The sequence below is a fragment of the Actinomadura sp. NPDC048394 genome (assembly GCF_040651755.1).
Classification (GTDB): Bacteria; Actinomycetota; Actinomycetes; order Streptosporangiales; family Streptosporangiaceae; genus Spirillospora; species Spirillospora montaniterrae.
Genome location: NZ_JBEZJL010000045.1, coordinates 24,513 through 50,777 on the forward strand (window position 1 = coordinate 24,513; position 26,265 = coordinate 50,777).

Here is a 26,265-nt window from a genome sequence, read left to right on the forward strand (position 1 = left end):
GCGTCCCCTGTGCGCGTCCCCTGCGCGGGGCGTCAGCGGGGCGGATGCGCGTCCGCCCAGATGTCGAACGTGGGCCGCTGCACCCAGCCGCCGTCCCTGGTCTGCGTCCAGGTGAATCCAGTATGGACGACGTTCGTGATGCGATATCGGGTGCCTCGGGGCAGGATCAGCTCCCGCTGGTCCGGATAGGCGCTGCGGGTGCCCATCCAGAGCCCGTGCGCGCCCTCCGGCAGCCGCATCCGCATCCGGAACTCGAACGGGTTCCCGTCCACCACCGTCGGGTTCACCCCGAGCGAGGTCGACATGTAGCCCGGCTCCGTCTGCGTCATACCGATCAGCATCCGCGGGTCCCGGTTCCCGAGCGGCGTGCCGTCCGGGGCGAGCAGGAACGACACGTCGTGCAGGCCGCGGACCGTCTCGACCGGCTCCAGCAGCGGCTGGTGCAGCGCCTGGTCCAGCTCGGCGATCCGCCGCCAGAACGCCTCCGGCGTCGGCTCCCCGCCGAGGTACTGGCTCAGCCGCTCGTGATCCTGGTGCTGCCGCCAGATCTCCTGCAGCCGCAGCTCGGGGCTCTCATGCGACAGGACGTACTGGACGATCTGCCGCTGGTAGTCCGTCAGGTCCGGACGGCGCCACATCGCGTTCAGCGCATGCGAGTCGACCGGCATGCGGCCGCCGTTCAGGTACGTCAGGTGCCGCGCGTAGTTCTCCTCCAGCCGCACCTGGTTCAGGTACCGGCCGACGTCCGCGCCGGGCCGCAGGTGCGGGTTCGGCATCGACTGCACCGTGTACCAGTGCACCGCCTGCTGGAGATGCGGCGGGAGCTGCTGGAACACGTGCCCGAGGCGCGTCTCCCCGTACAGCTCGCCGTCGTGGTCGCTGTCGAACCGGCGGACCGTGTCCGAGTCGACGTGCCCGATCTCCTGGTGGTGCGGCCCGCCGGGATGCGCGTGCTCGCCCGGCTGGTGCGCCGCGGGATGACCGGCGGCGGGGTTGTGGGCGCCGGGATGCACGCCCGGGTGGGTGCCCGGATGTGTTCCGGGATGTGTTCCGGGGTGTGCTCCGGCGGGGGTGCCGGGGTGTGCTCCGGGGTGGGTGCCGGGGGCCGCGCCCGGGTGCGTTCCTGGGCGCGCGGCCGGGCTGGTGCCGGGGTGCGCGCCCGGGTGCGCGGGCGGTGTCGTGCCGGGACGGGCGCCGGGCGCGGTGCCGGTGTGCGCGGCGGGACGCGCGTTCGGCGGGACGCCGGGACCCGCGGCCGGACGGCCGCCCGGAGCCGTCCCCGGATGGGCGGCGGGGCGTCCACCGGGGCCCGCGCCGGGGTTCGCCCCAGGCCGGACACCGGGAGCACCGCCCGGAGCGGCACCCGGGTGCGCGACCGGGTTGGCTCCGGCGTGCACGCCCGGAGTCGCACCCGGATGGGCTCCGGGGTGCGCCGCCGGCGTGGCTCCGGGGTGGACGTTGGGGTTCGCGCCTGCGTGGACGCCCGGGTGGACGCCCGGCGTTGCACCGGGGTGCGCGGCGGGGGTGGCCCCAGGGTGGGCGGCCGGCGTCGCGCCGGGATGGGCCGCCGGGTTGTACGGGGTGTGCGGGGCGCCGTAGCCCGGCGCCGGACGGCGCGGATCGGCGTACCCGGTGTGCCCTGCGTGCCCGGTGTGCGGCGGGCCGCCGTTCCAGCCGTTGCCGGCGGGCGGTTCGGGGTCGCGGCGGCGCCGGAACCAGTCCCGCAGCCCGCGCGCCTCCGCGTCGCCGCGCGAGTGCGCGTCGTCCCCGCCCCGGTGGCCGGGGGCGTAGCCGCCCTCGCCCGCGGGCGCGGTAGTGCCGTCGGGGTGATGCGCGGTCCACGAGCCGTCCGGCGGCAGGCCCGGCCGGACCTGCCCGTCCGCGTCCGGATGGCCGGACGAGGCGTACACGTTCCCGTCGCCGTCCGACCAGGCCAGGCCGTGCGGCGCCACGACCGGGACGCCGAGCCGCTCGGCCAGCCGGGCGGCGAACTCGCCGTCGCCGGTGTGGCAGGACAGCAGCAGCACCTCGCGGCCGTTCCAGTTCGGGTCGTTGCGGATCAGGTCGGCGAGGTCGTCCGCGCCGAGCCGGCGCCCGCCGCCGAGCCGCAGCCCGTCCGCGTCGCCGTGCCCGTCCACCACGAACCGGTGCGGGTCCGCCGGGACCCGCTGCGCCAGGTCGCGCATCGCCGGGTCGGACGGGTCGTGGAACGACCGGCCCGCCGGGGTCTCGTCGCTGCCGCGGAACACCTCGTGCAGGTGCGGCGGCAGGTCCGCCGGGATCGCGGTCTCGCCCGGCTCCGCGGGGTCGTGCTCGCCCTCGTGGGTCTGCTCGCCCTCGTGGGTGCCTTCCGCGGGTTCGTGCGCCCCGTGGTCCGGCGGCGCGTGGCCTTCGGATGGGGCGTGGCCCTCGGAAGGCGCGTGGCCTTCGGACGGCGCGTGCTGCGGCCCCGCGTCGCGGTGCTGCGGCTCCGGCGGCTCCTCCCCGGGCGTGCTCCGCAGGTGCGGCGGCAGCGCCTGGTCCAGGGCGTCCTTGAACTGCTCGTTGAGGCGCCGGTTGACCGCCTCCACGACGGCCCGCTCCTCGTTCGTCAGCCCCGGCTCGCGCGCGCCCCGCGCGGCCTGCTCGTCGGCGACGTTCGGCAGGTCCCGCGAGACCTCGTACAGCGAATGCTCGTGGTCGGCGACGGCGTCGAACGACCGCAGATGCAGGCGCAGCTCGCCGATGTGCCCGTTCGGCATCCGCACCGTCATCCGGATGTCGCGGTAGCCGCTCGGCTGCGGGCTGCGCAGCCGGTCCTTGATCGACACCACGTCGACGCCGTGCCGCCGCGTCACGTCCTGGACGCGGTCGAGCGCGCGGTACAGGTCCGCGACGCTGTCGAACTGGACCTTGCCGCCCAGCAGGTCGTTCAGCGTGGAGGCGTCGCCGTTGTTCTCGTTGATGATCTTGTCGAGGGCGCGCACCCGGTCCTTGGCGCCCGGCCGCATCTTCGCGTCGTCCGGCTCGTTCGCCAGATCGCGCAGGACGTCGTGCAGAGTGCCGCGCTGCTCCTCCGCCGCCCGGTACAGGTCGTCGAGGTAGTCGTTGACCAGCGGGCTGTCCTTCGGGATCGGCCGGCCCTCACCGGCTCTCGCCCGCTCCTCCGCCAGCGCCTCATGATCGAACCCGGGCTGGCCCGGCGCCTTCGAGGTGCCGATCTCGCCGATGACCCGGTCGCTGATCTCCCGCTGCCAGTCCTCCAGCGGCGTCCGGACGGGCTGCGCGGGCCCGTCGGCCAGGACCGCGTCCGGACCTCGCTCGTTCACCTCCCGGATCGACTCCTCCAGGACGTGGACGGCCTCCGGGTGGGTCAGCAGGCTGTGCAGCGTCCGCGGCCTCGCCAGCAGCGAGTCGTGGAGCGCCTGCTCCGCGCGGGTCAGCGGCGGTGGTCCGTTCCCCTCGATGATCCGCGCCAGCTCCGGATGGTCCGGCAGCCGGTTGCGCAGGTCGTCGTCCAGGAGGTCGCCGAGCCGGTCGCCGCGGTCGTTGACGACCGTGTCGCGCGCCTGGTCGACGACCTGCCGGATCTGCTCGTTCTCCTGGATCCGGCGCATCAGCTCCGGATCGGCGGTGCGGGGCCGCTCGCCCTCCGGCTCCGCCGGCCCCCGCGACCGCGGCTGCGCGTCCGGATGCGGTGCGGACGCCTCGTTCTCCAGCCGCACCGGGCCCTCGCCGCGTCCCGCGTCACTCGGGGACGGCGCGCTCTCGGTCTCCGGACGCGCGTCCGCCGCCCTTGGAGCGGCGTCCGTGCCGGGGGCGACGTCTTCCGCGCGAGGGGTGCCTTCAGGACGCGCGGCGTCCGGGCGAACGCCTTCGCCGCCAGGCGAAACCGCGCTCTCGCCCCGAGGAGCCTCCCCGGGACGCGCCGTCTCCGGCGACCGGCTCGCGGAACCCGCGGCGCCCTCCGTCCGATGCGGCCCCGGCGAGCCGACCGTGGACGACCGTCCCGGACTCCCGGCACCCGCCTCGGGCCTGGGCGCCGTGCTCGGCGACTCCGACTCGTACCAGCCGTAATGCGACCGAGCGTCCGGACGCGACGCCTCCGGCGTCGTCGCCGCCTCGGAACCGGGCCGCTCTTCCGTCCCACGGGCTCCCGGCCCGGCCTCCCGCGGCTCAACCCCGGACGGCTCACCCGCCCGCGGCTCACCCGGGCGCGGTTCGGTGCCGGACGGCTCGGTCTCGCGTGGTGCGGCCGTGCGCGGGTCCGCGCTGGACGGCTCGCCCGCCCGCGGCTCGGTGCCGGACGGTTCGGTTCCGCGAGGGTCGGGCGTGTGCGGTTCGGTGCTCGACGGCTCGGCGGAGCGCGGCTGGGCAGCGTGCGGCTCGGAACCTGACGGCTCGCCGGCACGCGGTTCGGTGCTGGACGGCTCCGGGCGTGGTTGGGGGGTCGACGGTTCGGGGGTCGAGGACGGGTCGCGGCCGGCGACGCGTTGGTCGCCTGGTTCGGGGCGCGGGCCGCGCATGCGGGGCTGCGGCGCGTCCGACCCGCCCGGGTGCGCCGGCGGCTGGGAGCCGCCGCCCGTCGCGGGGCCGTTGCCCGTCGGGGGAGTGGGGCCGCCCGGGGAACCGCCGTTGCGGAGGTTCGGCTCCAGGTTGTGGTAGCTCCGGTAGTGCGTGTAGACGGTCGGCTCCCCGCCCGGGATCGGGCTCGGGACGGTCTCCGTCCAGCGGACGTGGACGACCTCGGGCGTGACGTGGTCCCCGTTCGGCTCGGGGAAGAAGTCGATCCGGTCGATCGTGTGCCCGGCCCGGTGCTGGGAGTGCAGGTGCGCCTCGAAGGAGCGGCGCCAGCTCTCGCTGGGCTCGAAGTCGGCGCCCCTGTTCCCGCGGTTGGTCTTGCTCTCCTGCGGGAAGTAGTTGATCCGCTCGCCGGGGCCGCGTCCCTCGTGCGGGAAGATGTGGCCGCCGTCGAAGGACCCGCCGGGGTACTCGCCCGGGTGGTTGGACGAGGCCGTGGCGGGGCTGCCGCCGCCGATGTGGCCGACGTCGGTCTGCACGCCCTCGTTGCGCTGCTTGTGGCCCGCGTCGTACTCGGGGCGCCCGGTGGCCGTGTCCGCCTGGCCGTGCTCGTCCGTGTGGTACATGAACGTGCCCGGCTCGACGCCGTTGTCGGTGAAGTCGCCGTGGCGGGCCGCGTCGGGCGGGTCGAGGCGGCTCGGGTTGGTCACCTCGAACCGGTCGTGCGGCTCGATCAGGTAGTGGGTGTTCGGCTTCGGGATGTCCTGCGCGGTGGTCCGGGTGCTGTCGCCGAGCTCGGGGTTGAAGCCGCGCGTCTTGTCGCCGTACCAGGTCCGGACGTGGGTGATGTTGCCTTCGCGGTCGGTCCAGAAGACGCCGTGCAGCTTGCCGTCCGGGCCGGTGACCTCGATGCGCGCGTTCCTGGGCAGGTCCGGCTGGTTGCTGAAGGGGCCCTGCGTGCTGGGGTCGTACCTGCCGGGCCACGGGTGCGGCGTCGCGTCGGCGGGCGGGTCGAACCGGACGGCGGACGGGGCCGAGCCCTGCCCGTGGGCGTTCTCCTCGCCGGTGAAGACGTGCGGGTTCACATGGCCGAGGTCGACCCGGTGCGTGACGCCCGGCTCCGGGCGCGTGACGTCGACGTTGTCGTTCGGCGGGACGACGCGGGCGCCGGGCTCGTCCGAGGTGTAGTTCGTGACGTGGCTGACCTCGCCGTTGCGGTCGGTGTAGGCGACGCTGCGCGGGGTCCTGCGGCCGTCCGGGCCGACCTCGTTCACGGTATAGCGCGAGTTGGGCAGCAGGCCGTCCGCGTCCACCACCCGCTGGGTGGGGTCGAGGTCGATCGACCTGTCGTGGACGTCCTGCGGCGGGTCCCATTCGGCCTGCTGGTGCGGCATGCGGGGCTCGTCGGGCGACGTGCCGGACGGCGTGTCGGGCGGCGGGTTCGCGCCGTCGCCGCCGGCGGGGTCGGACCCGTCCTCACCGGGGCGGGACCGCCGGAACTGCGGGCCGTCCTCGCCGGGCGCCCGCCCGCCGGGGTGGGGCTCGGTCTCGCCGGCCGGGCGGCGTTCTCCGGGGGTGAGTTCGCCGCTGTCGTGGCGCGGCGGGGCCTCGCCGCGGCCCGGCTCGGTCTCGTTGGTGCGCGGACGGCCGTCGTCCGGGCGGGGTTCGGTGTCGTTGGTGCGCGGGCGTCCCTCGTCGGGGCGCGGTTCGGTCTCGTCGCCGGCCGGACGGCGTTCGCCGCCGTCGTAGCCCGGGGGCTCCTCGCCGCGGCCGGGGCCGCTCTCGTGCGGGCGGCCGTCGTCCGTGGGGAGCTGCCCGCTGTCGTGGCGGGGCGGGGTCTCGCCCTGGCCCGGTTCGGTCTCGTTGGTGCGCGGACGGCCGTCGTCCGGGCGCATCTGGCCGTCGTCGTGGCGAGGCGTCCCCTCGCCCGTGCCCTGGTCATGCGGGGCGCGGGACGGATCGGTGGTGCCGTCGCCGGTCCGCGGCGCGCCCTCGGGCGTGCCCCGGTCGGTGCCGGGCGTGCCTTCGGGCGTGCCTCGGTCGGTGCCGGGGGTGCCTTCGGGCGTGCCTCGGTCGCTGCCGGGCGTGCCGTCGTGGGAGACGCGGTTGCCCGGAGTACCGCCGTCATTCGCGGACGGGGTGCTCGCGGGCGCCTCGCCGCGGAAGTGGCGGTCCATCACGTCGCCGACGGCCCGGGCGAGCGCGCGCGGGTTCTCGGCGAGGCGGTGCTCGGTGAACGCCTCCGCCATCAGCTCGTGCGGGTTGGTCGCCCCGTACTGCGACAGCGCGTTCTCGATACGGGTCTTCATGGCCGCGTCGTGCGGCTGCGTGGCGTCGTAGGGGACGCCGAGCGCGTCGGAGATCGCCTTGTTCAGCTCGGCCCGCATCACCGGGTCGTTCAGGAGCCGCTGCCCGAGCTGGTGCCCGAACTCGTGCGTGAACACGCCCTCGGTCGACCCGCCGCCGGGGACGGTGAAGCCGTCCGCCTCCTCGTCGGCGCCCTCCGCGTTGCGCGCCGCGTTGTCGCCGAACGCGTCGTCGTTGATGTAGATGCCCTGGTCAGGGCCGCCCGTCCGGGCGTAGGCGAGAGTGTCGCTCTCGTTGGGCGGCATCTGGATCGACTCGATGCGGTTGAGCCGCTGCATCGTGCCGGGGTAGTCGGCGGCGAGCCGGCCGAGGGCCCGGTTGATCTCGGCGGCGGCCGCCGGGTCGATCGGGTGGGACGTGAAGTCGACGCTCGGCGCGTCGTCGCCGAACTGCGACAGGATCTCGCGGGCCTCGTGCTCGGCGTCCCCGAGGTCGTGGGTGGTGCCGTCGCCGCCGTCGCCGGACGCGTCGTCCGCGCCGTGGTCGCCGGTACCGTCGTCGCCCTGGCCGTCGTGCGGGCCGGACGCCTCCGGCTGCTCGTGCTCACCGGGCGTCCCGGCCTGCTTCGGGTGCTCCTCCGGCGTGCCGGACCCGTCCGCCGGCTCGGCGTTCCGCGGCGACGGCGCGTCGCTCTCCCGCGCGGGGCCGCCCTCGCCGGGTGCGGGCTCGCCGTCCTGCGGCGCGTCACCGCGCACGACGCCCTGGTCGTCGACGTCCTGGATGGGACGCTCGCCGGGGTCGCCGTCGGTGAGCGGGCGCTCGGGCGCGGGCTGCCCGCCCTCGTCGCCGGACGGCGCGTGCTCCGGCCCCGGCGCGGCGTCGCCCTGCGGGCCGTCCGGCCGGACGACGCCCTGGTCGTCGAGGTTCTGGATGGGGTGTTCGGCGGGGTCGGCCGGGGTGTTGTCGTCGGTGAGGGGACGCTCCGGCGCGGGCCGGCCGCCCTCGTCGCCGGACGGCGCGTCGGGCGCGGGCTGCGCGTTCTCCGCGTCGGACGGCGTGTGCTCGGCCGGAGCCCGGCCGTCCTCCTGCCCGGGGGGCGCCTGCTCGTGCGGCGGCTGGGCGTTCTCCATGCCCGGGCCGGACGGCGTCTCGTGCGGCGGCTGCGCGCCGTCCTCGCCCGGCGTACCGGTGGTGCCGTCCCCCGGCCGCGACGGCTTCGGGACGCGGCTCCCCGGCTCCTGCGGGGAACGCGACGTGGACTCGGACATGCGGACCCGCGTGCCACCGGACCCGCCGGACGCACCGCCGCCGCGCAGGGCGGAACCGCCGCCCATCCCGCCCATGCCGCCCATCGGCATGGGCACGCCCGCGATGATGCCGGACTGGCCGTTCGACGCGTCGGACCCGCCGTGGTCGGGCGCCTCCATCGCGTCGGGGAGGTCGGCGGTCGAGTGGCCGCCGTCCTGCGAGTCGGACGTCCCGGACGTGGTGGTGGGCGGGACCTCGCCGCCTTCGGGCACGGACGGGTCGCCGCCGGGCAGCGCTCCGCCGTCCGACGGCTCCGAACCGCCGCCGGTCGGCGTGGAGCCGCCGCCGTCCCCGGACGCGGCGCCGCCGCCGTCCCCGGACGCGGCGCCGCCGCCGGTCGGGGAGCCGCCGCCGGACGGGGCGGAGCCGTGCTCACCGGAGGGCGTGGAGGCGCCACTGGAGGGCGTGGAGGCGCCACCGGACGGCGTCGTGCCGCCACCCTCGGACGTCGTCCTGCCGCTGCCGCCGGTCGGCGTCGTGGTGCTCCCGCTCGCCGGAGGCGTGGTCGTGCCCCCGGCCGGGGCCTCGGTGCGGCCACCGGACGGTGCTTCGCCGCCCGACGTGGGAGTGGGCTCGCCGGCGGCGGACGGCGTGGTGTGCTCGGTCGCGGGCGGCGTGGTCTCGCCGCCGGTCGCCGCGTCGTCGCCCGGGGTCCGGGTGTGCTCGCCGCCCGATTCCGGGGTGGGGTCGCCGCCTGCGGGCGACGTGGTGTGCTCGGTCGCCGGGGGCGTGGTGTCGCCGCCGGTGGGGGCCTCGCCGTCCGCCGTGGGCCTGTGCTCGCCGTCCGGGGGCGGGGCGTGCTCGGTGGGCGACGGGGTGGTGTGCTCACCGGCCGGGGCTTCGGTGCGGCCTGCCGGGTCCGTGGTGCCGCCGGACGGTGAGGTGTGCTCGTCGCCCGGGGTGGGGCCGTCGCCGCCGGAGCGGGACGGGGTCGAGCCGCCGGACGGGGCGTCGTCACGTCCTCGGCCGGAGCCGCCGCCGGACGAGCCCGAGCCGGTGGACGGGCTGCCGCCCGCCGGAGAACCCGGCGTACCGCCGGGCGCGCCGCCACCTGGGCGGGCGCCGGAGGGAGCGCCACCGGAACCGCCCGAGCTGCCGCTGCCCGAGCCGCCGCTGCCCGAGCCGCCGGAACCCGAGCCGCCGGAACCCGAGCCAGAGCCCGCGCCCGAGCCGCCGGTGCTTCCGGAGCCGCCGCCTGCGGACGGGGCCCCGCCGGCGGGGACGGCGCCGCCGCCCGCAGGTGCGCCGCCGGGTGCCGTGCCGCCGCCCATGGGGACGGCGCCGCTCGGTCCGCCGCCGGACGAGGGGGAGCTCGGGGCGCCGCCGTCCGCGCCGCCGGAGCCGCCGCCGCTGAAGGCGCCGGGGCTGCCGCCGAGGCCACCGCCGGAACCGCCGCCGGAGGAGGACGAGCCGCCGCCTCCACCGCCGCCGCCCTCGGGGGCCGCCGAGGCGAGGCTGACACCGTGGTTCGTTCCACCGCCGCCGTTGTCGCCGAGCAGGGTGGAGATGCGGTTGCCGCCGCCTCCGCCCGAGCCGCCGCCGTCGTGGGAACCGCCGCCGCCGTGGGAGCCGCCACCTCCGCCGGAGCCGCCGCCGTCATAGGAGCCGCCGCCCCCGCCACCGCCGCCGGTGGCGTGCGAACCGCCGCCGCCACCGCCGCCCGAGCCCGAGCCGCCCGAGCCGCCGCCGTCGGAGCCGCCTCCGCCCGAACCGCCCTCGCCCGAACCGCCGCCGGTCGAGGGGGTGTGCGTGGTCACCGGAGTGGGGTCGACGTTCGGGGGCGCCGGGTCGCCGCCCGGGATCCCGCCGTCGAACTCCGTCAGGCCGCCCTTGCCGCCGCCGACCGCGCCGCCGAACGCGCCCGACGTGGCGCCCTTGGCGATGGCGTCCCAGCTCAGCGGGTCGCCGTGGATCGCGGACGTGGCGACCGTGCCGGCCACGCCGCTGACCGCCTCGGACACGCCGTCGCGCGCCATGCCCTTGAACATGTTGCCGAGCGGGGTCGCGGCCGCGTCACCGACCCCGGGGATCTTGCCCGCGCCGAAGCCGATGCCGCCGGAGATCGCGCCGCCGATCGCGCCGTCCAGGGTCGCCTGGCCCGTCTTGGCCCAGTCGACGCCCTTCCGGTTGCCCTGGGCGATCTGCACGCCCTGGACGATCAGGTCGAGCCCGCCGCCCTGCAGCGCGCCGAACGCCGCGCCCTTCAGGACCGCGCCGAGGAACTTCTCCCCGAGCTTCTCCATCAGCTCTTTGAAGATCGTGCGGGCGGTGACCTGGGCCGCGCCCTCCACCGCCGGGATCCCCGCCGTCGACGCGCCGAACGTCTCGAACGCCGCCGCGATCAGCATCGCGATCTCGATCGCGGTGACGATCAGCAGCGCGATGAACATGTACTTCGCGTACTCGATGTCCAGCGCGCCGTTGTCCATGACGTCGGCGAGCTTGTTGCAGGCGTCCGCCATGCTCGGCAGCAGCCGCGGATCGGTGGTGATCCACTGCTCGACGTTCTTCTGGAACTTCTCGGCGGCCTCGGCGTCGAGGGTGCCGCGCACGTCGTTGACGCTGCCGGTGACGTCGCCGACGAGGTCGTTGATCGAGGTGGCGGCCTGGCGCCAGGCGTCCGCGCAGCGCCGCATCGCGGTCTCGTCGCCCTCGGGCCAGTCGGAGCCGACGATCCACGACAGCCACTGGACCTCGGCGGGGATTTCCAGACCCACGGGATCAGCTCACTTCAGCCTCGAGGCGTCTTCGGCCTTCTTGTATTCCTTGGCCATCTCGTCGACGCCCTTCTTGATGCCGTCCAGCCCCTTCTTGAGCTTGGGGAAGGCCTCCAGGACGTTCTTGCTGGGCTCGCCGTAGCCCTCTTCGAACTGCTGGCCGGTCTCGTCGGCGCCCCAGCACTTGCCCTCGGCCTGCAGCGCCGAGTTCAGCGTGTCGAAGATCTGCTGCAGGGTGTTGGCGTTGGTCTCGAAGCCGCCGCCGGCGCGCTTGAGGTCCTCGGTGTCGACCTCGTACCCGTCGAAGGTCATTTCGGCTGGATCCCGAGGCGGGCGCGGACCGCCTCGATGTCGTCGGGCCGTTCGGGCAGCAGCTTGGCGAGGTCGAACCCGCCGCCCTCGCCGGACGCGCCCTCGGGCGCGAGGCCCTGCATCGCGGCGCGCATCTGGTCGGCGACGTCGGCCTGCGCCTTCTTGGACGCCTCCATGACGGCCTCGGCGAGTTCCTCGCTGCCGAGCTTGCGGGAGACCCGCGGGTCGAACTCCAGCGAGGTCAGCCGGCCCTGCCGGTCGACCTTGACGCGGACCATGCCGTCGGCGGCCTCGGCGGACGCCTCGATGGTCTCCAGCCGGGACTGCATCTCCTGGATCTGCCGGCGCTTCTCCTGGTAGGTCTGCAGGAGTTCGTCGATATGCGCCTGCCATTCAGCGCGCACAGGGGACCCCTCTGTTCGTCGGGAGCTGAACGAGCCCGCGACCGCGCACGATCACAGACACACAGAGAGCGATCATTATGATGATTTGGTCGCTCATGTCGCAACCCGTTCACTGGTGATCGTGACAGGTCGCGGACGCGTTACCGCGGGTGTGGAACACTGCGGCGAGGCCGCCGGCGGCGCGTGCGGGCGGCGCCACCGGACAGCGGAGAGGACGGCCGGACCATGCGCAGGAGACCGAGCATCTGTGACGCGTGCGCGCGTCTCCAGCAGCGGGCCAACCCGGACGCGGAGACGTCGCTGGACACCTGGATCCCGTACTGCGACGCGTTCCCCGACCGGGTGCCCGCCGAGATCTACACCGGCGGATTCGACCACCGGGAGCCGTTCGAGGGCGACCGCGGGATCCGCTTCGAGATGCGGCCGGGCGGCGAGCGGGCGCTCGCGTCCTACGAGCGGGCGCAGGCCCGCAAGCGCGAGGCGCAGCGGCAGGACGGCTGACCGCGCGTCCGCCGGCCGCGCGAAAGCAGGCCGCGCGGCGGCGGGACGGGCGAAGGCGGGCCGCGCGGCGGCGGGACGGGCGGTCGCCCGCCCGTCCCGGTCCCGCACGGCACGCTCCATCAGTTCGAGAAGAGCAGGGTGTTGGTGACCTCGACGCCCAGCTCACCGGCCGTCGCGAACACGCTGCCGGTGCGGCCGCCGGTCGGCCCGCCGCTCTTCCAGTACGACTGCGCGTAGATCACGTTGCGGCCCTGCGACCAGGTCCGCGTCCAGTACGCCGGGTTCGGCCGCGGCTGCGGGAGCCCGCTGGCGTCCGACGGGGTGAGCAGCTTCGGCCAGCCGCTCTGGTCGGTGGCGCCCTTGACGGTGATCGCCGCGGACGAGCTGCCCAGCGTCATGATCGACACGGACGTGATGATGGTCTTGGTCGGGTTGGCGTAGACGGCCGAGTGCATCAGCCCGACGCACGGGTACCGGCGCAGCACCGTCAGGAGCTTGGCGTTGGCGCGGGTCGCGCACGACTCGGTCCGGACGCCCGCCTGGGTGAAGGTGTTGCCCTTCGCCGTCCGGATCGTCCGGGACAGGACACTGGACGGGTCGCCGGTCCCGCCGCCGGTGGACGTCGTCGGCGTCGGGAAGGGCGAGTAGGTCGTCTCCGTGGACGGGTTGAGGTGGGTCACCGTCGGCATCACGACGGTCCGGTCCGGCTTGTCGTCGTCGCTGCGCAGGATGAAGAACGCGCCGACGCCCACGATGCCGAGCACGGCGACCACGCCGATGATCAGCAGGGGCACGAGCGCGCCGCCCCCGCTGCGCTGCGGTGGCGGAGGGAAGCCCATCGGCGGGCCCGGCGGACCGGGCAGCGGCGGACCGGGCGGCGGGCCGGGCGGTGCCGGCGGGTAGCCCGGCCCGCCGGGCTGACCGGGCCATTCAGGGGGGTTCATGGTGTCGCTCCGGGCGGTGTGTCACGTGGCGGGGTGCCGATCGAGGTCCGGCAAGACTAGCGGGCAGGTAATGGTGATTTCAGGGCAGATCGCCGGTCTGGGGCTGTCTGTGCCGGTGAGACCGGTGTGCACGGCGGCTCCGGACGCCGCCCGCGGGGGCCGCCCGGCCCGCGACGGTGCGTGGGGCGACGCGTGTCTCGTAGTCTTGGCGAGGAGAGGGGAGGCAGGTGTCCGACTCCAGCTGGCAGCAGGCGGTACTGCGCGAAATCGGCGCGTCCCGGCGCGGACTGCAGGTCCTCGACGCGGCGCCGTCCGGCCCCGCCCAGGGCACGTGGGGCGCCGATGCGCCACCCCGGCCTGCCCAGGAACGGGCGCCCGCCGCGGCCGTCCCGCCGCAGGTGGCCCAGGCCGCCGCCGCGCAGCCGGAGCCGCAGGCCGCGCCCGTCGCGCCGGTCCAGCCCGTGCCGCCCGCCCAGCCCGCCCAGCCGGACGTCCCGGCCCCCGTCCCTGAGGCCCCGCCGTTCCCGCAGGTCGCGCAGGCGTCGCAGGACGTCCAGGACGAGCCGGCCCCGCTGCTCCCTGAGCCCCCGGCGCCCGAGCCCGCGGCCCCGGCTCCGGCTCCGGCTTCGGTGGTGCCCGATCCGGTGCCGTCCCCGCAGGTCCAGCAGCAGACGGCGGCCCAGCAGGCGGCGCAGCAGGCCACGGCGGCGCAGCAAGCCGCCCAGCAGCAGGTGTTCCAAGAGCAGGCGGCGCAGCAGCAGGCCGCCGCACAGCAGCAGGCCGCGCAGCAGGCGGCGGCCCAGCAGCAGGCCGCGCAGCAGGGCGCGGACGTCCCGGCTGAGGCGCAGCAGCAGGGCGACCCGCTCATCCACTCCGACTTCGACTGGGAGGCTGCGGTCAACCCGGTCCTCGGCGCGGTCCAGCCCGCCGCCGACCCGGCCGCGCAGCCGGGGCAGCGGACCGGGCAGCAGGCCGCCTGGCCCGACCCGGCGGCCGCCGCGCAGCAGCAGGCCGCGCAGGCCGCCGCGCCCGTCCAGCCGGTCATGCCCGGGCAGCCCGCCGGCCCCGGCCAGGCGCCCGGCCAGCAGATCCCGCCCGCCGACCTCGTCCGCCGCAACCAGCACGGCGACGCGCTGGCCCGCCGGGTCGGGCGCGGCGTCCTGAAGGCGGTCGGCGGCGGCGCCCGCGAGGCCCGGCTGCTGGCCGCGTTCGCCGAGCTGATGCAGCGGTCGGTGGCCAGCTCCCGGCAGATCGCGGTGGCGAGCGTGCGCGGCGGCGCGGGCAAGACGACGATGGCGGCGCTGGTCGCGACGGAGCTGGCCCGGCACCGCACCGACCGGGTGCTGGCCGCCGACGCCGACGCCGAGCTGGGGTCGCTGCCGCTGCGGCTCGGCGTCCGCTCGCAGCTGTCGCTGTTCGACCTCGCCGGGCAGAAGCCGCAGTCGTTCGAGGAGGCGGCGCGGTTCCTCACCCGCACGCCCGACGGGCTGTGGGTGCTGTCGTCCACGCGCGGCGGCCGGATCGCCGGCGAGTTCACCCTCGAGACGTTCGAGACGGCGCTGAGCGCGGTCAGCCGGTACGTCGCGGCGACGGTCGTCGACTGCGGCGCCGGCATCCTCACCGAGGTCAACCGCGGCGTGATCGCCGGTTCGCACGGCCTGGTGCTGGTGACGCCCGGGACGGTCGACGGGGCGCTGAGCGCGCGCGGGGCGCTGGAGTGGTTCGTCTCCAACGACCAGCAGGACGTGCTGCGCCGCACCGTGATCGCGATGGTGTCGCACGCCCCGCAGGTCGGTGCGGACCTGCAGCGCGCCCACCAGATGCTCACCGCGTGGGGGCTGCCCGTGGTGGCGGTGCCCTACGACCGGCATCTGGCCACCGGCAGCTCGCTCGACCTCGGCCGCGTGTCGGCCGCCGCGCGGATGGCGGGGATCCAGGTGGTGCACGAGGTGTTCGCCCGTTCGCTCGGCGCGGGGGTGGCCCGATGAGCAGTGACCTGGTCGCGCTGGTGCGCCGCCGCCCCGACGTGCACGCCGTCGCCGACGGCATGATCGCGATGGGGGAGCCGCTGGAGCTGCGCGGCGGCGAGCCGGAGCCGACGCTGCTGTACGACGCGGAGGGCCGGCTGCTCGTCGCGATCGAGGACGCGGTGCAGGTGTCGGTGCAGGGCGAGATCGGCCGGCTGCTGGGCGCGGAGTTCGCGGCCCGGGTCGTCGCGCCGGTCTGGTGGGTGGACATCCGCGCGGTCGCCGACGTGCCGGACGCGCCGCGCGTCGCCCGCACGTTCGCCGACTCGCTGGTGCACTGGCTCGGCGGGACGGTGTACCCGGACGGGGAGAGCGACGCCCCGGCGCAGAGCTGGAAGGCGTCCGGCGAGGGCGGCGGCGCCGCGGCGGAGGTCCCCGGAAACCCGCAGAACGCCCCGGACGGCGCCGCCTACCAGGGCGGCGTCATCGGCGGCTGACCCCGCACGCCCGGCGCCACATGCCGTGCGGCGTCCGCGCGGCGTCCGGCGCCGCATGTCGCGGCGGGGTTCGCGCGGCGTCCGGGGCGGGCCGCGTCAGGACCAGTCGCGGGTCAGGTCGAGGTCCCACGGCACCAGGTTCCACGGGCTGCGCCGCTCCGCGGCGAGGTGCTCGACGAGCCGGTCGTACTCCGCCTGCGCCCGGCCGCCGCCGCCCGACCACAGCAGCCGTCCCTGCAGGTAGCAGGTCGCCATGTCGTGCCAGGACGTGTAGCGGCGCTGGATGTCCAGGGCGAGCGGCAGCATCCGCTCCCAGCAGTACTCCTCGGTGAGCCAGCCGACCATGTGGCCCCACCGGTACAGCATCAGCGCCCGCGCGTAGTCCCAGATCAGGAACCGGCCGACGTTGGCGCGCAGGTCCGGGTCGGCGAGCGCCTCCAGCCGGTGCAGCTCCTCGGCGGCGTGGCCGCGGTCGTTGAACAGCCGGTGCAGGAACTGGGCGAGCTCCGCGCCCTCCTCGCTGGCGTCGGCGCCGGGCTCGTCGCGCAGCAGCGGCGGGACGAGCTTGGCGTACGCGGCGCCCTCGTCCCCGTACCGGACCCGGACCAGCTCGATGAGCCGCTCCACGAACGGAGGCTCCAGCCGGTCGGCGGCGATGAGGCCGTCGACCTCGCGGAGCAGCGCGGCGTAGCGGTCCCGCGGCTCGGGCGGGCGGGCGGCGAGCTCGGCGTCCATGGTGAAGTCGGCGCGGTGGCCCTCCTGGACGAGCCAGTTCACCGCGGCGAGCAGCTGCTCCAGGTCGTAGGCGCCCCACGGTTCGCGCAGCAGCTCCTGCGCGGTGCGCCGGTCGGCGGCCGCGGCGGACTCGCCGGGCGCGGTGCCGAGCCGGTCCAGCCGGAACCCGTTGATCGCGCCGTAGGGGGCGCCCGCGCCGATGATCCAGCGCTGCACCGGGGTGAGGTCGCTGCCGTGGGTGAGGACGCCGGGCAGGTCCGGCGCGGAGATCAGCTCCCAGAGCCGCCTTTGGAACTCCTCGGCCTGCCGCTCCTCGCTGTCGAAGAACCCGGCGAGCTGCTTGCGCAGCGACGGGTGCCGGACGTACAGGCGGCGGAAGAACCGGCCGTTCTTCCACACCAGGTGCTCGGGGCGCAGGTCGTCGAACGGGACGCGGGTCCGCCGGTGCACCATCGCCTGCTCGGTGAACCGCAGCTCCAGCTCGGGCCAGAGCGCGGGCAGCGGCGTGAACCGCAGCGCCAGCAGGAAGACCAGGACGAGCGCGACCATCACGGCGCCCGGGGCGAGCGCCCACGTCGCGGCGTCGCGCAGCCCGGTCAGCGACAGCAGGGCGCCGAACAGCAGCAGCACGACGCCGGCGGCCGCGCAGGACAGGAACCATCCGGTGGTCAGGACGAGCGAGCCCTCGATCCGCAGGACGGCCTCGTCGTCGTCGAACTCCAGCGCGCCCTCGGCGAGCGTCCCCTCGACGGCCCGCTCGAGCGCGCCGAGCTGGCCGTCCGGTTCCATGAGGGGGACGCTACCTCATCCCTTACGGGTAGATCATCGGCTCTGTGCCCCATATGCGGTGGCCAGGGCGTGGAAGGCCGCTTTCGGACGCCACGTGCCGTCCGGTGCCATCGCGACCACGCCGTAGGAGGCCATGTCGAGGTCGCGGGCCGGGTCGCCGGGGACGTGCGGGAGGCCGAACCCCGCGAAGGTGAACCAGAACGCGCCGTCGACGCCCTCGGCCTCGAAGACGTCCAGCAGCTCGCGCATGTACCGGACCTGCTCCTGCTCGTCGCGGACGTAGGCGCCGTCCAGCCGGGGCGGTTCGGCGTCCCGGTCGACGATCATCCAGCCGGTGCCGCCGCGGTCGCCGGCGCCCGCGTAGGTGCAGCAGCCGAACTCGGTGATCGCGACGGGCTTGCCGTGCCGGAAGTGGCCGCGCAGCCAGTCGCGGTAGTGCGCCGCGTTCTCGGTGGACCGGTAGCCGTCGATGGACACCAGGTCGAACGGTCCCCAGTCCAGGTCCTCCCACGGGCCGGACGCGTAGGTGACCCGGCCGCCGAACCGCTTCCGGGCCGCCGCGACCGTCTCGGCGAAGAAGGCGTTGACGCGGCCCGGGACGTCGCCCATAGCGGCGTACACCGCCGGGTCGCCGGACATGATCGCCTGGATACGGGCGTACACGTCGTCGCCGGGCACGAACCCCTGAGCGAACAGGCTGACCTCGCAGCCCGTCACCAGGACGACCTCGGCGCCGCCGCGCCGGATCGCCTCGGCGCGGTCCGCGCATTCGCCGAACAGCGCGGCCATCTCGCCGGGCGGCAGCTCGCAGGGGAACGGCGCGAACCACACCTCCAGGCCGGCGGCCGCGGCCTCCTCGGCGGCGGCGCCGAGCCGGTCCGGGTCGCCCCCGCTGACCCGGACGGCGGTGCAGTGCAGGTCCTCGGCGATGGCGCGCATGTCGCGCCGGACGTCCGCCCGGTCGAAGCCGGGGCGGCTGTCCCGGCCGCCGGGGAAGAAGCCGGTGTCGTAGTTGATGCCTCGCGCTCGCATGGCCTTCTCTCTTTCCGTTCCAGGGGTGGTCAGGCCGCGACGGGCGCCGGCACGGGCCGCTCGCGTTCGGCCTCCGCGCGCACCTCGGCGTCGAGCAGCTCCTTCATCGGCTCGGTCGCGGTGCCGCTCGCCACGGCGCCGGCGCCGATCGCGCCGACGAGCATCACCGTCCCGAGCCAGGCCATCGTCTCGACGGGGACGGTGTACGCGCCGACGATGCGCGCGGCGCATTCGGCGAGCAGCGCGACGCCCCACACCGCGCTGAACCGGCGCTCCAGCCCGCGGAACCGGCCGCCGCCGGAGCCCAGCCGGTCCCAGGCCGCCTCCCGGGCTGCGTCGCCCCTGGTCAGGAACGGCTTCAGCCCGGCGCTCATCAGGGGCCGCGCCCCGAACGCCGACACCAGGACCGACAGCCCGATCACGCTGCTGATCCCGGAGTCCTTGGCGATCATCAGGCGGGGGTCGCCGCTGAGGAAGCTGAGCGCGATGCCCGCGACGTTCACGGCCAGCATCAGCGCGGCGAGCCCGTTGACGGCCCGGTCGCGGACGGCGCCCGCGACGGTCCGCACGGCCGGGACCACGCTGCTCAGCGCCAGCGACGCCACCAGGTCCAGCCCGAACCCCTTGTGGGCCAGGTAGTAGACGCCGAGCGGGACGGCGACGTCCACGGCCAGCGGCGCCAGCACCTTGACGGCCTGCCGTCGCGCCGCGGCGCCGGCCTGCTGCTCGCCGCCGGCCTGCTGCTCCGCGTCCGTCGTCTGGATCACCATCGGGCCCTCCTGCGGTCCTCGCTTGCGGTGATCCCAGCTTCGCGGGGACCGGGCCCGGCCCGGCAGAGCCGTCCGTCCACGTCTCGCCAGGACAAATGTCACCGGCTCGGGAGGGTCAGGCGGACTGGAGGTGCTGCATGAGGAGGCTGTGGCGCTGCCAGCCGTCCTGGGAGCGGCCGTCGCCCAGCGGGAACATCGTCAGCGGCTGGCGCGGCGGGCCGACCTGCTGCCCGGGGATGCCGTTCGGGCCGCCGACGGTGCCCGCGACGGCCAGCGCGACCGGGGCGGGCGCGCCCGTCCAGCGCGGCTCGGTGGTGAGGTCGGCGCGGCCGGGGGTGAGCTGCACGAACAGCGACGCGACGGGCTGGTCGGCGGCGAGCGCCCCGACCAGCGACCCGAGGTGCTGCAGCGGCGGCGGGTCCTCCGGGCCGTAGCCGACGGTGACGGTGCTGACCTCGGCGACGCCGCCGCCCTCGGTCGCGGTGAAGTCGCAGATCGCCTGGGCGGGGCGCGGGCCGTCCCCGCCGACGAGCAGCCGGGCGGTGGACCGGCCGCGGGCGTACTCGGTGAGCCGGTCGGGCCGCCACGGGTGCTCCAGCGGCTCGGCGGGCCCGAGCCCGGCGGGCAGCTTGCCGGTGGTCAGCTGCAGCAGCCGCTCGACCGGCCCGCCGAGGTGCCCGTCGGCACCGTGCCGGATCCGGTAGACGAGGGTGAGCTGCGAGCCGATCGGGGCGGTCGGGCGGGTGGTGAACCCGGCCGCGTAGTCGCGCGCCTCCGGGACCGGCACGAACATCGCGCCGCCCCACTTCAGCGGGCGCCCGGTGAGGCCCTCGTAGTAGCCGTCGTCGTTGCGGACGACCCACTGCAGCTCGGCGCCGGACGCGGCGCTGCGCAGCGGCAGCGTCAGCCGGGAGCCGAGCGGCGTGACCAGCTGCAGGGTGCGGCCGGTGGCGGCGCATTCGCCGAGGGCCCGGTTCAGCCAGGCGCTCAGCGCGACGACCGGGCGGTCCTGCAGCACGACCATGGCCTGGTCGGTCAGCGCGTCTACGATGCTCATCCTCACCGGAGTCTAGTCACCTCGCCGGCGCGTTCCGGGCGGGCGCGGCCCCTTCGCGCGGGGGCGCGCGGCCCGTCCCGGCCGAGTTTTCCGTGACGGGGGTGGCCGGTGTCCAATCTGTGCTGAAATGTTACGGATGCAGCGAGCCGCCTCACCGCCGCCGGTGTACTACAGCGCCCCATCGCCCCCGGAACCGCCGGTGCGGCGGGGGCGCCTGTGGCGCGTGCTCGGCTGGCTGTCGATCGCCATGTCGGTGGTCCTCGTCGGCGGCAGCCTCACCGCGTACGGGTTCTGGCGGCGGCTGGACGGCCAGATCCACCGCGAGAAGGTCGACGACAAGCTCGGCGCGAACCGCCCCGCGAAGCTCAACGACTCCATCAACATCCTGCTGATGGGGTCCGACAGCCGGCAGGGCGCCAACGCCCAGTACGGCACCGAGCAGGGCGAGCGGTCCGACACCACGATCCTGCTGCACATCTCGCCCGGCGGCGCCGGCGCGATCGGCATCAGCTTCCCGCGCGACTCGATGGTGCAGATGCCGAGCTGCAAGAAGTCGAACGGCACCACCGTCCCGGCCCAGTTCGGCATGATCAACGCCGCGTTCTCCAACGCCGGCCCCGCCTGCACCTGGCGCACCATCGAGTCGCTCACCAAGATCCACATCGACCACTTCGTCGAGGTGGACTTCGCCGGCTTCAAGCAGGTCGTGGACGCCCTCGGCGGCGTGGAGATCTGCGTCCCGAAGCCCATCAACGACCCGAAGGCCGAGCTGCACCTCAAGGCGGGCAAGCAGGTCGTGCACGGCGCCGAGGCGCTCGGCTACGTCCGCACCCGCTACGTCCTCGGCGACGGCTCCGACCTCGACCGGATCAAGCGGCAGCAGGCGTTCATGGCCTCGGTCGTCAAGAAGGCCACCGACAAGGGGATGCTCACCGACCCGGGCCGCACCTACTCGTTCCTGTCCGCCACCACCAAGTCGATCAAGGCGGACGACAAGCTGACGCTGTCGGTGATGGAGAAGCTGGCGAGCGGGCTGAAGGGGATGAGCGCCGGGAAGGTCCGGTTCGTCACCGTGCCGACGATGGCGTACCCGAAGGACAAGAACCGGGTCCAGTTCAACCAGGCGCTCGCCGAGCCGCTGTTCCAGGCGATCCGCGAGGACAACACCCCGCCCGAGCCCGCCCCGACCCCGGTGCCCGCGCAGCAGAAGGTCCAGCCCGTCCCGCCCGCCCAGGTCCGGATCGGCGTCTTCAACGGCACCAGCGAGCACGGCCTCGCCCAGCGCACCGCCGACCAGCTCACCGAGCGCGGCTTCAAGGTCGTCAAGGTCGGCACCGTCAAGGCCGCGGCCAAGACCCGGATCCTCTACGGCGCGGGCGCCGAGCGGCAGGCGGCGCGGGCCGCGATCGCGGTCCCCGGCCACCCGCCCGCCCTCTCGGCCAAGGCCAAGCCCGGCTACGTCTACCTGATCATCGGCAAGGACGGCGCCAAGCTGAGCGGCGGCGGCCCGGCGCTGCCGAAGGTGGCCGGCGAGATCCGCGCCGACCGCGACGTATGCGCGCAGACCTGACCGGGACGCGCCGGATCGGGCGCCGCCGGACCGCGGCGGGCACGTTCCATCGTCAGATGTTCCACCACACCGGTATCTTGGCGGCGCGCAACCATCAACCACACCAAAGCGTCACATGAACGACGGTGCCTCCGCCCGCCCCCCGTCCCAGCCCCCCGTCCCCGACCGCCCGACCACCCCCTGAGGAGCCACGCCTCCCCGCGGCTCGCGCTCCTAAGGCCGTCACGGCCTCACCCGGAAACGGACCGATGCAGCCCGAACCCTTCACCCTTCTGATGACCGTCTACGGCGGTGACCGGGAAGAGTACGTCCGGGACGCCTTCCGCAGCGCCGTCGACGACCAGACGCTCCGCCCCGACCAGGTGGTGCTGGTCCAGGACGGCCCGGTCCCGCCGGAGCTGCTGGCCGCGCTGAAGGAGCTCGTGGCGGGCAGCCCGGTCGAGGTGACGTTCGTGCCGCTGGAGGTCAACCGCGGGCTCGGCCCGGCGCTGGACGCGGGGCTGCAGGCCGCCCGGCACGACATCGTCGCCCGGATGGACGCCGACGACATCGCGATGCCGCACCGCTTCGAGCTGCAGGTCCCGCTGGTGCGCGCGGGCGCCGACCTGGTCGGCGCCGGGCTGCTGGAGTTCGGCCGCGACACCGCCGACGTCGTCGGCCGCCGCATCCCGCCGAGCGACCCCACCGACATCGTCCGCTACTCGCGGCTGCACGACCCGTTCAACCATCCGACGGTCGTCTACCGGCGCAGCGCCGTCATCGCCGCCGGCGGCTACGGCGACCTGCCGCTGATGGAGGACTACTGGCTGTTCGTCCGGATGATCGCCGCCGGCGCCCGGCTGGTGAACGTCGCCGAACCGCTCGTCTACTACCGCGTCGGCGACGGCGCCTACCACCGCCGCGGCGGCCGGGCGCTGCTCCGGTCGGAACTGCGGCTGCAGCGCGAGATGCTCACCGAGGGCTTCATCTCGCGGCGCCAGTACGTGCGCAACGTCGTCGTCCGGGGCGGCTACCGCCTCGTCCCGACCGCGATCCGGCGGCCCTTCTACCGGACGTTCGTCGCCCCGTACGGCGCGCGCCGCAACGCGGCGAAGGCGGCCGAGGCCGCCCAGGCAGCGGCCGCGAACGCGGCGGCCCGGCTGCCCAGCCTGCCCGTCCCCGACCCGACCGTGACCCTCCGCGACCCGGTCGCGTCCGCCCCCGACCCGACGATGACCGTCCCGGAGACGTCGGCGTACCGGCCGAGGCACGCCCGCCCGGACGACGACGTCCAGACCGGCTACGACATCTGGCCGGGCTACGGCTCGCACGACCCCGCCGCCGCCGACCCCCGCGAAGGCTGACCCCGCAAAGGCCGACCCCCGCAAAGGCTGACCCGGCGCCGCACATCGGCGCCGGGCCCTTTCACGGGACGGTCCGGTCAGGAGTCGGGACGGCTCCACAGCACCGGCTGCTCACCGGAGGCCCCGGCGGAGCGTCCGACGCCGATCAGCGTGCTCTTGAACGCCGCCAGCCCGGTGATCTCCTGCGTGCCGGTCCCGGCCAGCACGTCGCCGCCGGGCGTCTCGGCCTTCCAGCCCGTGCCGTTCGCCGACGTCCACGTCACGACGTCGGCGGAGCCCGCCTTGCCCGTGGTCCCGGTGACCGTGAAGCCCTGCGGAGTGGCGGCGACGGCGGACACCCGGGCCGGGCCCTGCGCGCCGGCGCCGGGCAGGGCGCTCTCCCGCCAGGTCTTGCCGCCGTCGGTGGAGACGTAGCTCAGCGGCGCCGCCTGCGTGCCCTCGCCCGGGTTCCCCTGCGCCACGAGCGTGCCGCCCTTGGCGGCGACCTGCGTCAGCCAGCCACCCGGCACCCCGGCGGGCAGCGGGAGCTGCTGCAGCTTCCACTTGAGGCCGTCGGCCGAGGTCCACACCGCGGGACGCTGCGACGGGCCGTTCCGCACGCTCGGGTCCTGCACGCCGCCGACGGCGACGAACCCGAACGTCCCGGCGGCCGCGGCGCGCAGCCACCGGTTCGCCTTCGGCGCGGCGGTGAGGTCGTTGCGCCCGACACCGCCGCCCCGCTGCCAGTTCCGCAGGTCGGTGGAGAACCACACCGCGCCGGACGTGCCGTCCTCGCCCACGACGACGTAGCCGGACGGGCCCGCGGCGGCGCCGTAGGTCGCCAGCGGACGGCCCGCCGCGGCGAAGGCGGGGGCGGTGTCGGCCTGCTCCCACAGCTGCCCGTCCGCGGAGGCCAGGACCAGCGGCTTGCGCTGGGGGCCGCCGCCGTCGCCGACCGCGACCCAGCCCTTCCCGCCGGCCGCGACGGAGCTCAGCCGCTGCAGGCCCGGCCGGGCGACGCCGCCGGAGAACCGGGCGCGTGCCCAGGACGCGCCGTCCGCGCTGGTCCAGATGGCGGCGTCGCCGCCGGTGCTGCCGGCCGCGACGACCCGGCCGCCCTGCGCCGCCACCGAGGTGACCGCCTGGTCGCTGCCGAACGCACCGGGGATCTTCGACGCGTCCACCGGCACCTCGGTGCCGTTCGCGCTCCGGACCGCCAGCAGCGGGTCGCCGTCGCCGTTGCCGGGGTCCCGGCCGACGAGCACGGTCTCCTGGCCGGTGGCGGACGCGCCGAGCAGCGTCCGGCCGGCCGTCGCGGGCAGCGTGCCCGCGTCCTGCCACGAACCGCCGTCCGCGGAGCGCGACACCAGCACGTCACGGCCGCGCACCACCACGCCGACGTAGCCGTTCTCGGTGCCGAGCAGCCGCTCGACCCGCTGGTAGCCGGACGTCTGGAGCTTGCCGCCCTGCTTCCAGTGCGTCCCGTCGGTGGAGGTGTACGCCTGCCCGTACGCCGACTTGCCGGAGCCGGCCTCGCGGACGGCCAGCAGGCCGGCCTTGCCGCCGCCGATCACCAGGCCGTGGGTGTCCTTCGGCGCCGGGACCTTCGCGGGCGCCCACGTGCGGCCGCCGTCGGAGGAGGTCCACACGCGCCGGAACGACGGCTTCTTCGGCTTCGGGGTGTGCACGCTCTCCAGCAGGATGACGCCGCCGTAGGAGGCGGCCTCGTCCAGCACGACCGTGCCGCGGACCGGGATGCCGACCTGGTCGCCGATCAGCGCCTGCCAGGTCCGGCCGTCCTGGGACAGCCAGGCGGCGGGGACGGAGTCGCTGAAGTCGCCCTTGCGGGAGTGCTCGCCGACGGCGAGGAACCCCTTGTCGGTCGCGACCACCCGGGCGACGCGGGAACCGCCGCCGAACACGTCGCCGGCGCGGTCCGGCTCGCGCGTCCACGACCTCCCGTCCGGGCTGGTCCACACGGCGCCGCCGCCGGGCCGCGAGCCGATCGCGACCCAGCCGTTCGGGCCGCCGGCGACCTGATCGGGCACCTCGCCCGCGCCGCCCGTCCCCTGCACGGCCGCCGCCTTGAAGGAGCGGCCGCCGTCGGTGGACACCAGGAAGACGCCGCGGCCGCCGTCGGGGTCGGACTCGCCGCCCACCGCGACCACCGTGCCGCCGGACGCCGCGACGCCGGTGAGCTGCTGGTCGCGGCCGTCGGCGCGGGCGCCGGGGTCGGGGGCGAACAGCCTGCCCGCCAGGCGCGCGCCGCCGGCCGAGCCGTCACCGCCGTCGCCGCCGGAGTCGCCGCGCAGGAACACGGCGTAGACGCCGCCCGCGACGAGCGCGGCCGCGACGAGCCCGCCGACCGCGCCGAGCACGATCTTCTTGCCGGAGCCGCCGCGGCGCTTGCCTCCGCCGCCGGTGGTGGTGCGCCACGGCTCGTCGATCGGCGGGGGCGGTGAGACGGGCTGCGGCGCGGGCGGCGCCGCCTCCTGCGGGTACGCGGACGGGTTCAGCGCCGCGGCGCCGCCGGGGATCTCCTGGGCGTACGGGAACGGCTCGGGAGCCGGGGACGCGCCGGGGATCTCCTGCGCGTAGGGGAACGGTTCGGGGGCGGGCGACGGGGGCGCGCCGGGGATCTCCTGCGCGTACGGGAACGGCTCCGGGGCGGGAGGGTTCGGCTTGTCGTCCGGGATCTCCTGCGCCCAGGGGAACGGCTCCGGCGCGCTGGGCTGCACCGGCGCGGCGGGTTCCGGACGGGCCTGCGGCGTGGGCGGCAGCGCGGCCTGCGGGGTGCCCGGGATCTCCTGAGCCCACGGGAACGGCTCAGGGGCGGGCGCGGCGGGCGTGCCCGGGACGTCCTGCGCGTAGGGGAACGGCGCGGGAGGCTGAGGCGCGGGCGGCTGCGGTGCCGGAGGCTGGGCGGCGGGCGGCAGGGGTGCGGAGTACTGCGGCGCGGGCGGCTGGGCGGCGGGCGGCTTCGGGGCGCCGGGACGCTCGACGCGGGTGACGTCGGCTTCGTCGTCCTCGTCCGCGCCGGCACCGGTCTTCCCGAGCCACTCGGACGCGTCCAGGATCGTCTGGTCGCCGACCCCGCCACCGGATTCGGCGCCGCCCGAGCCGGGGCCGCCCTGGCCGGCGCCGCCTTGGCCGGGCGCGCCGGGGAACGCGGGGAGCGGCGCGGGCCCGGCGGCACCGCCGGCGGCCTGGTCGCCCGGCGAGAACACCTGGGTGCGCATCGTGCCGCTGATGTCGATGTCGCTGACCGTCCGGTCGGACTCGTCGTCCTGCGGTTCGGGCAGCGGCTCCCCGAACGGCGGCGGCTGCTCGGCGGGCTCCGGCAGCAGGTGCGCGCCCTGCGGGGGCGTGCCCTGGCCGAGCCATCCCGGAGGCGGCGGCGCCGGTGCCCGTCCCGGACCGGCCTGGTCCTGACGGTCGCCGTCGTGCTCGTCGTCCGGTGTCCCCTTCGGAGTCACACCCGCCCTCCCGTCGGCCCTGCTCGCTGTCGGCCGGCGCGCACTGCGCCGGCGCCG

The 26,265-nt window shown here is 75.9% G+C and carries 14 protein-coding genes; 5 read left to right on the forward strand and 9 right to left on the reverse strand.

Annotation, left to right across the window (positions count from 1 at the left end):
• Window positions 1-32 precede the first annotated feature (32 nt).
• Genes AB0C78_RS29940 through AB0C78_RS29950 form a run of 3 tightly spaced genes read right to left on the reverse strand, consistent with a single transcriptional unit; the run spans window position 33 to window position 11,548 of the window.
• On the reverse strand, window positions 33-10,832 hold the full coding sequence (locus tag AB0C78_RS29940; protein ID WP_360754187.1) for an ADP-ribosyltransferase: 10,800 nt from the start codon (window positions 10,830-10,832) through the stop codon (window positions 33-35).
• Window positions 10,833-10,841: 9 nt separating this feature from the next.
• Window positions 10,842-11,144 carry a WXG100 family type VII secretion target gene (locus AB0C78_RS29945; protein ID WP_151547173.1) on the reverse strand — a complete coding sequence of 101 codons (303 nt, stop codon included), beginning with the start codon at window positions 11,142-11,144 and terminating at the stop codon, window positions 10,842-10,844.
• Window positions 11,141-11,548, reverse strand: a complete 408-nt coding sequence (locus AB0C78_RS29950) for a YbaB/EbfC family nucleoid-associated protein (protein ID WP_151547174.1) — start codon at window positions 11,546-11,548, stop codon at window positions 11,141-11,143. The genes AB0C78_RS29945 and AB0C78_RS29950 overlap by 4 nt, the downstream gene beginning before the upstream one ends.
• Window positions 11,549-11,773: 225 nt before the next feature.
• On the opposite strand from AB0C78_RS29950, the gene AB0C78_RS29955 reads away from it, so the two are divergent.
• Window positions 11,774-12,049: a hypothetical protein gene (locus AB0C78_RS29955; RefSeq protein ID WP_360754190.1), complete on the forward strand. Its 276-nt coding sequence runs from the start codon at window positions 11,774-11,776 to the stop codon at window positions 12,047-12,049.
• Window positions 12,050-12,168: 119 nt separating this feature from the next.
• Here the strand turns inward: AB0C78_RS29955 and AB0C78_RS29960 are convergent, their stop codons facing one another.
• Entirely contained in the window at window positions 12,169-12,993 is an 825-nt protein-coding gene (locus AB0C78_RS29960) for a hypothetical protein (RefSeq protein WP_360754193.1), read from the reverse strand.
• Window positions 12,994-13,220: 227 nt separating this feature from the next.
• On the opposite strand from AB0C78_RS29960, the gene AB0C78_RS29965 reads away from it, so the two are divergent.
• Window positions 13,221-14,981, forward strand: coding sequence for a MinD/ParA family protein (locus tag AB0C78_RS29965; RefSeq protein ID WP_360754196.1), 1,761 nt, complete (start codon window positions 13,221-13,223; stop codon window positions 14,979-14,981).
• Window positions 14,978-15,457 carry a hypothetical protein gene (locus tag AB0C78_RS29970; protein WP_360754199.1) on the forward strand — a complete coding sequence of 160 codons (480 nt, stop codon included), beginning with the start codon at window positions 14,978-14,980 and terminating at the stop codon, window positions 15,455-15,457. Before AB0C78_RS29965 ends, AB0C78_RS29970 begins: the two co-directional genes overlap by 4 nt.
• 96 nt (window positions 15,458-15,553) lie before the next feature.
• On the opposite strand, the gene AB0C78_RS29975 is transcribed toward AB0C78_RS29970, so the two are convergent.
• The 4 genes from AB0C78_RS29975 to AB0C78_RS29990 form a co-directional block, all read right to left on the reverse strand.
• A complete protein-coding gene (locus tag AB0C78_RS29975) occupies window positions 15,554-16,981 on the reverse strand; it encodes a DUF1266 domain-containing protein (protein ID WP_360754201.1) in 1,428 nt (475 codons plus the stop codon).
• 33 nt (window positions 16,982-17,014) lie between these two features.
• Window positions 17,015-18,013 carry a hypothetical protein gene (locus AB0C78_RS29980; protein ID WP_360754204.1) on the reverse strand — a complete coding sequence of 333 codons (999 nt, stop codon included), beginning with the start codon at window positions 18,011-18,013 and terminating at the stop codon, window positions 17,015-17,017.
• A 29-nt stretch (window positions 18,014-18,042) separates the two neighbouring features.
• Window positions 18,043-18,783, reverse strand: a complete 741-nt coding sequence (locus tag AB0C78_RS29985) for a VC0807 family protein (RefSeq protein WP_360754207.1) — start codon at window positions 18,781-18,783, stop codon at window positions 18,043-18,045.
• A 115-nt stretch (window positions 18,784-18,898) separates the two neighbouring features.
• Window positions 18,899-19,840, reverse strand: coding sequence for a DUF6177 family protein (locus AB0C78_RS29990; RefSeq protein WP_360754209.1), 942 nt, complete (start codon window positions 19,838-19,840; stop codon window positions 18,899-18,901).
• Between the two features lie 136 nt (window positions 19,841-19,976).
• Here AB0C78_RS29990 and AB0C78_RS29995 point away from each other — a divergent pair, with 136 nt between their 5' ends.
• Together AB0C78_RS29995 and AB0C78_RS30000 are read left to right on the forward strand one after the other, a co-directional pair.
• Window positions 19,977-21,410, forward strand: coding sequence for an LCP family protein (locus AB0C78_RS29995; protein WP_360754212.1), 1,434 nt, complete (start codon window positions 19,977-19,979; stop codon window positions 21,408-21,410).
• A gap of 248 nt (window positions 21,411-21,658) precedes the next feature.
• Entirely contained in the window at window positions 21,659-22,753 is a 1,095-nt protein-coding gene (locus AB0C78_RS30000; RefSeq protein ID WP_360754215.1) for a glycosyltransferase, read from the forward strand.
• A gap of 77 nt (window positions 22,754-22,830) precedes the next feature.
• Here the strand turns inward: AB0C78_RS30000 and AB0C78_RS30005 are convergent, their stop codons facing one another.
• On the reverse strand, window positions 22,831-26,208 hold the full coding sequence (locus AB0C78_RS30005; RefSeq protein WP_360754217.1) for a hypothetical protein: 3,378 nt from the start codon (window positions 26,206-26,208) through the stop codon (window positions 22,831-22,833).
• Window positions 26,209-26,265: the final 57 nt, after the last annotated feature.

Coding starts and splice junctions, on each gene's coding strand:
- AB0C78_RS29980 (WP_360754204.1), bottom strand. CDS start 18,013: ATGCGAGCGCGAGGCATCAACTACGACACCGGCTTCTTCCCCGGCGGC.
- AB0C78_RS29955 (WP_360754190.1), top strand. CDS start 11,774: ATGCGCAGGAGACCGAGCATCTGTGACGCGTGCGCGCGTCTCCAGCAG.
- AB0C78_RS29960 (WP_360754193.1), bottom strand. CDS start 12,993: ATGAACCCCCCTGAATGGCCCGGTCAGCCCGGCGGGCCGGGCTACCCG.
- AB0C78_RS29970 (WP_360754199.1), top strand. CDS start 14,978: ATGAGCAGTGACCTGGTCGCGCTGGTGCGCCGCCGCCCCGACGTGCAC.
- AB0C78_RS29990 (WP_360754209.1), bottom strand. CDS start 19,840: ATGAGCATCGTAGACGCGCTGACCGACCAGGCCATGGTCGTGCTGCAG.
- AB0C78_RS30000 (WP_360754215.1), top strand. CDS start 21,659: ATGCAGCCCGAACCCTTCACCCTTCTGATGACCGTCTACGGCGGTGAC.
- AB0C78_RS29975 (WP_360754201.1), bottom strand. CDS start 16,981: ATGGAACCGGACGGCCAGCTCGGCGCGCTCGAGCGGGCCGTCGAGGGG.
- AB0C78_RS29985 (WP_360754207.1), bottom strand. CDS start 18,783: ATGGTGATCCAGACGACGGACGCGGAGCAGCAGGCCGGCGGCGAGCAG.
- AB0C78_RS29995 (WP_360754212.1), top strand. CDS start 19,977: ATGCAGCGAGCCGCCTCACCGCCGCCGGTGTACTACAGCGCCCCATCG.
- AB0C78_RS29945 (WP_151547173.1), bottom strand. CDS start 11,144: ATGACCTTCGACGGGTACGAGGTCGACACCGAGGACCTCAAGCGCGCC.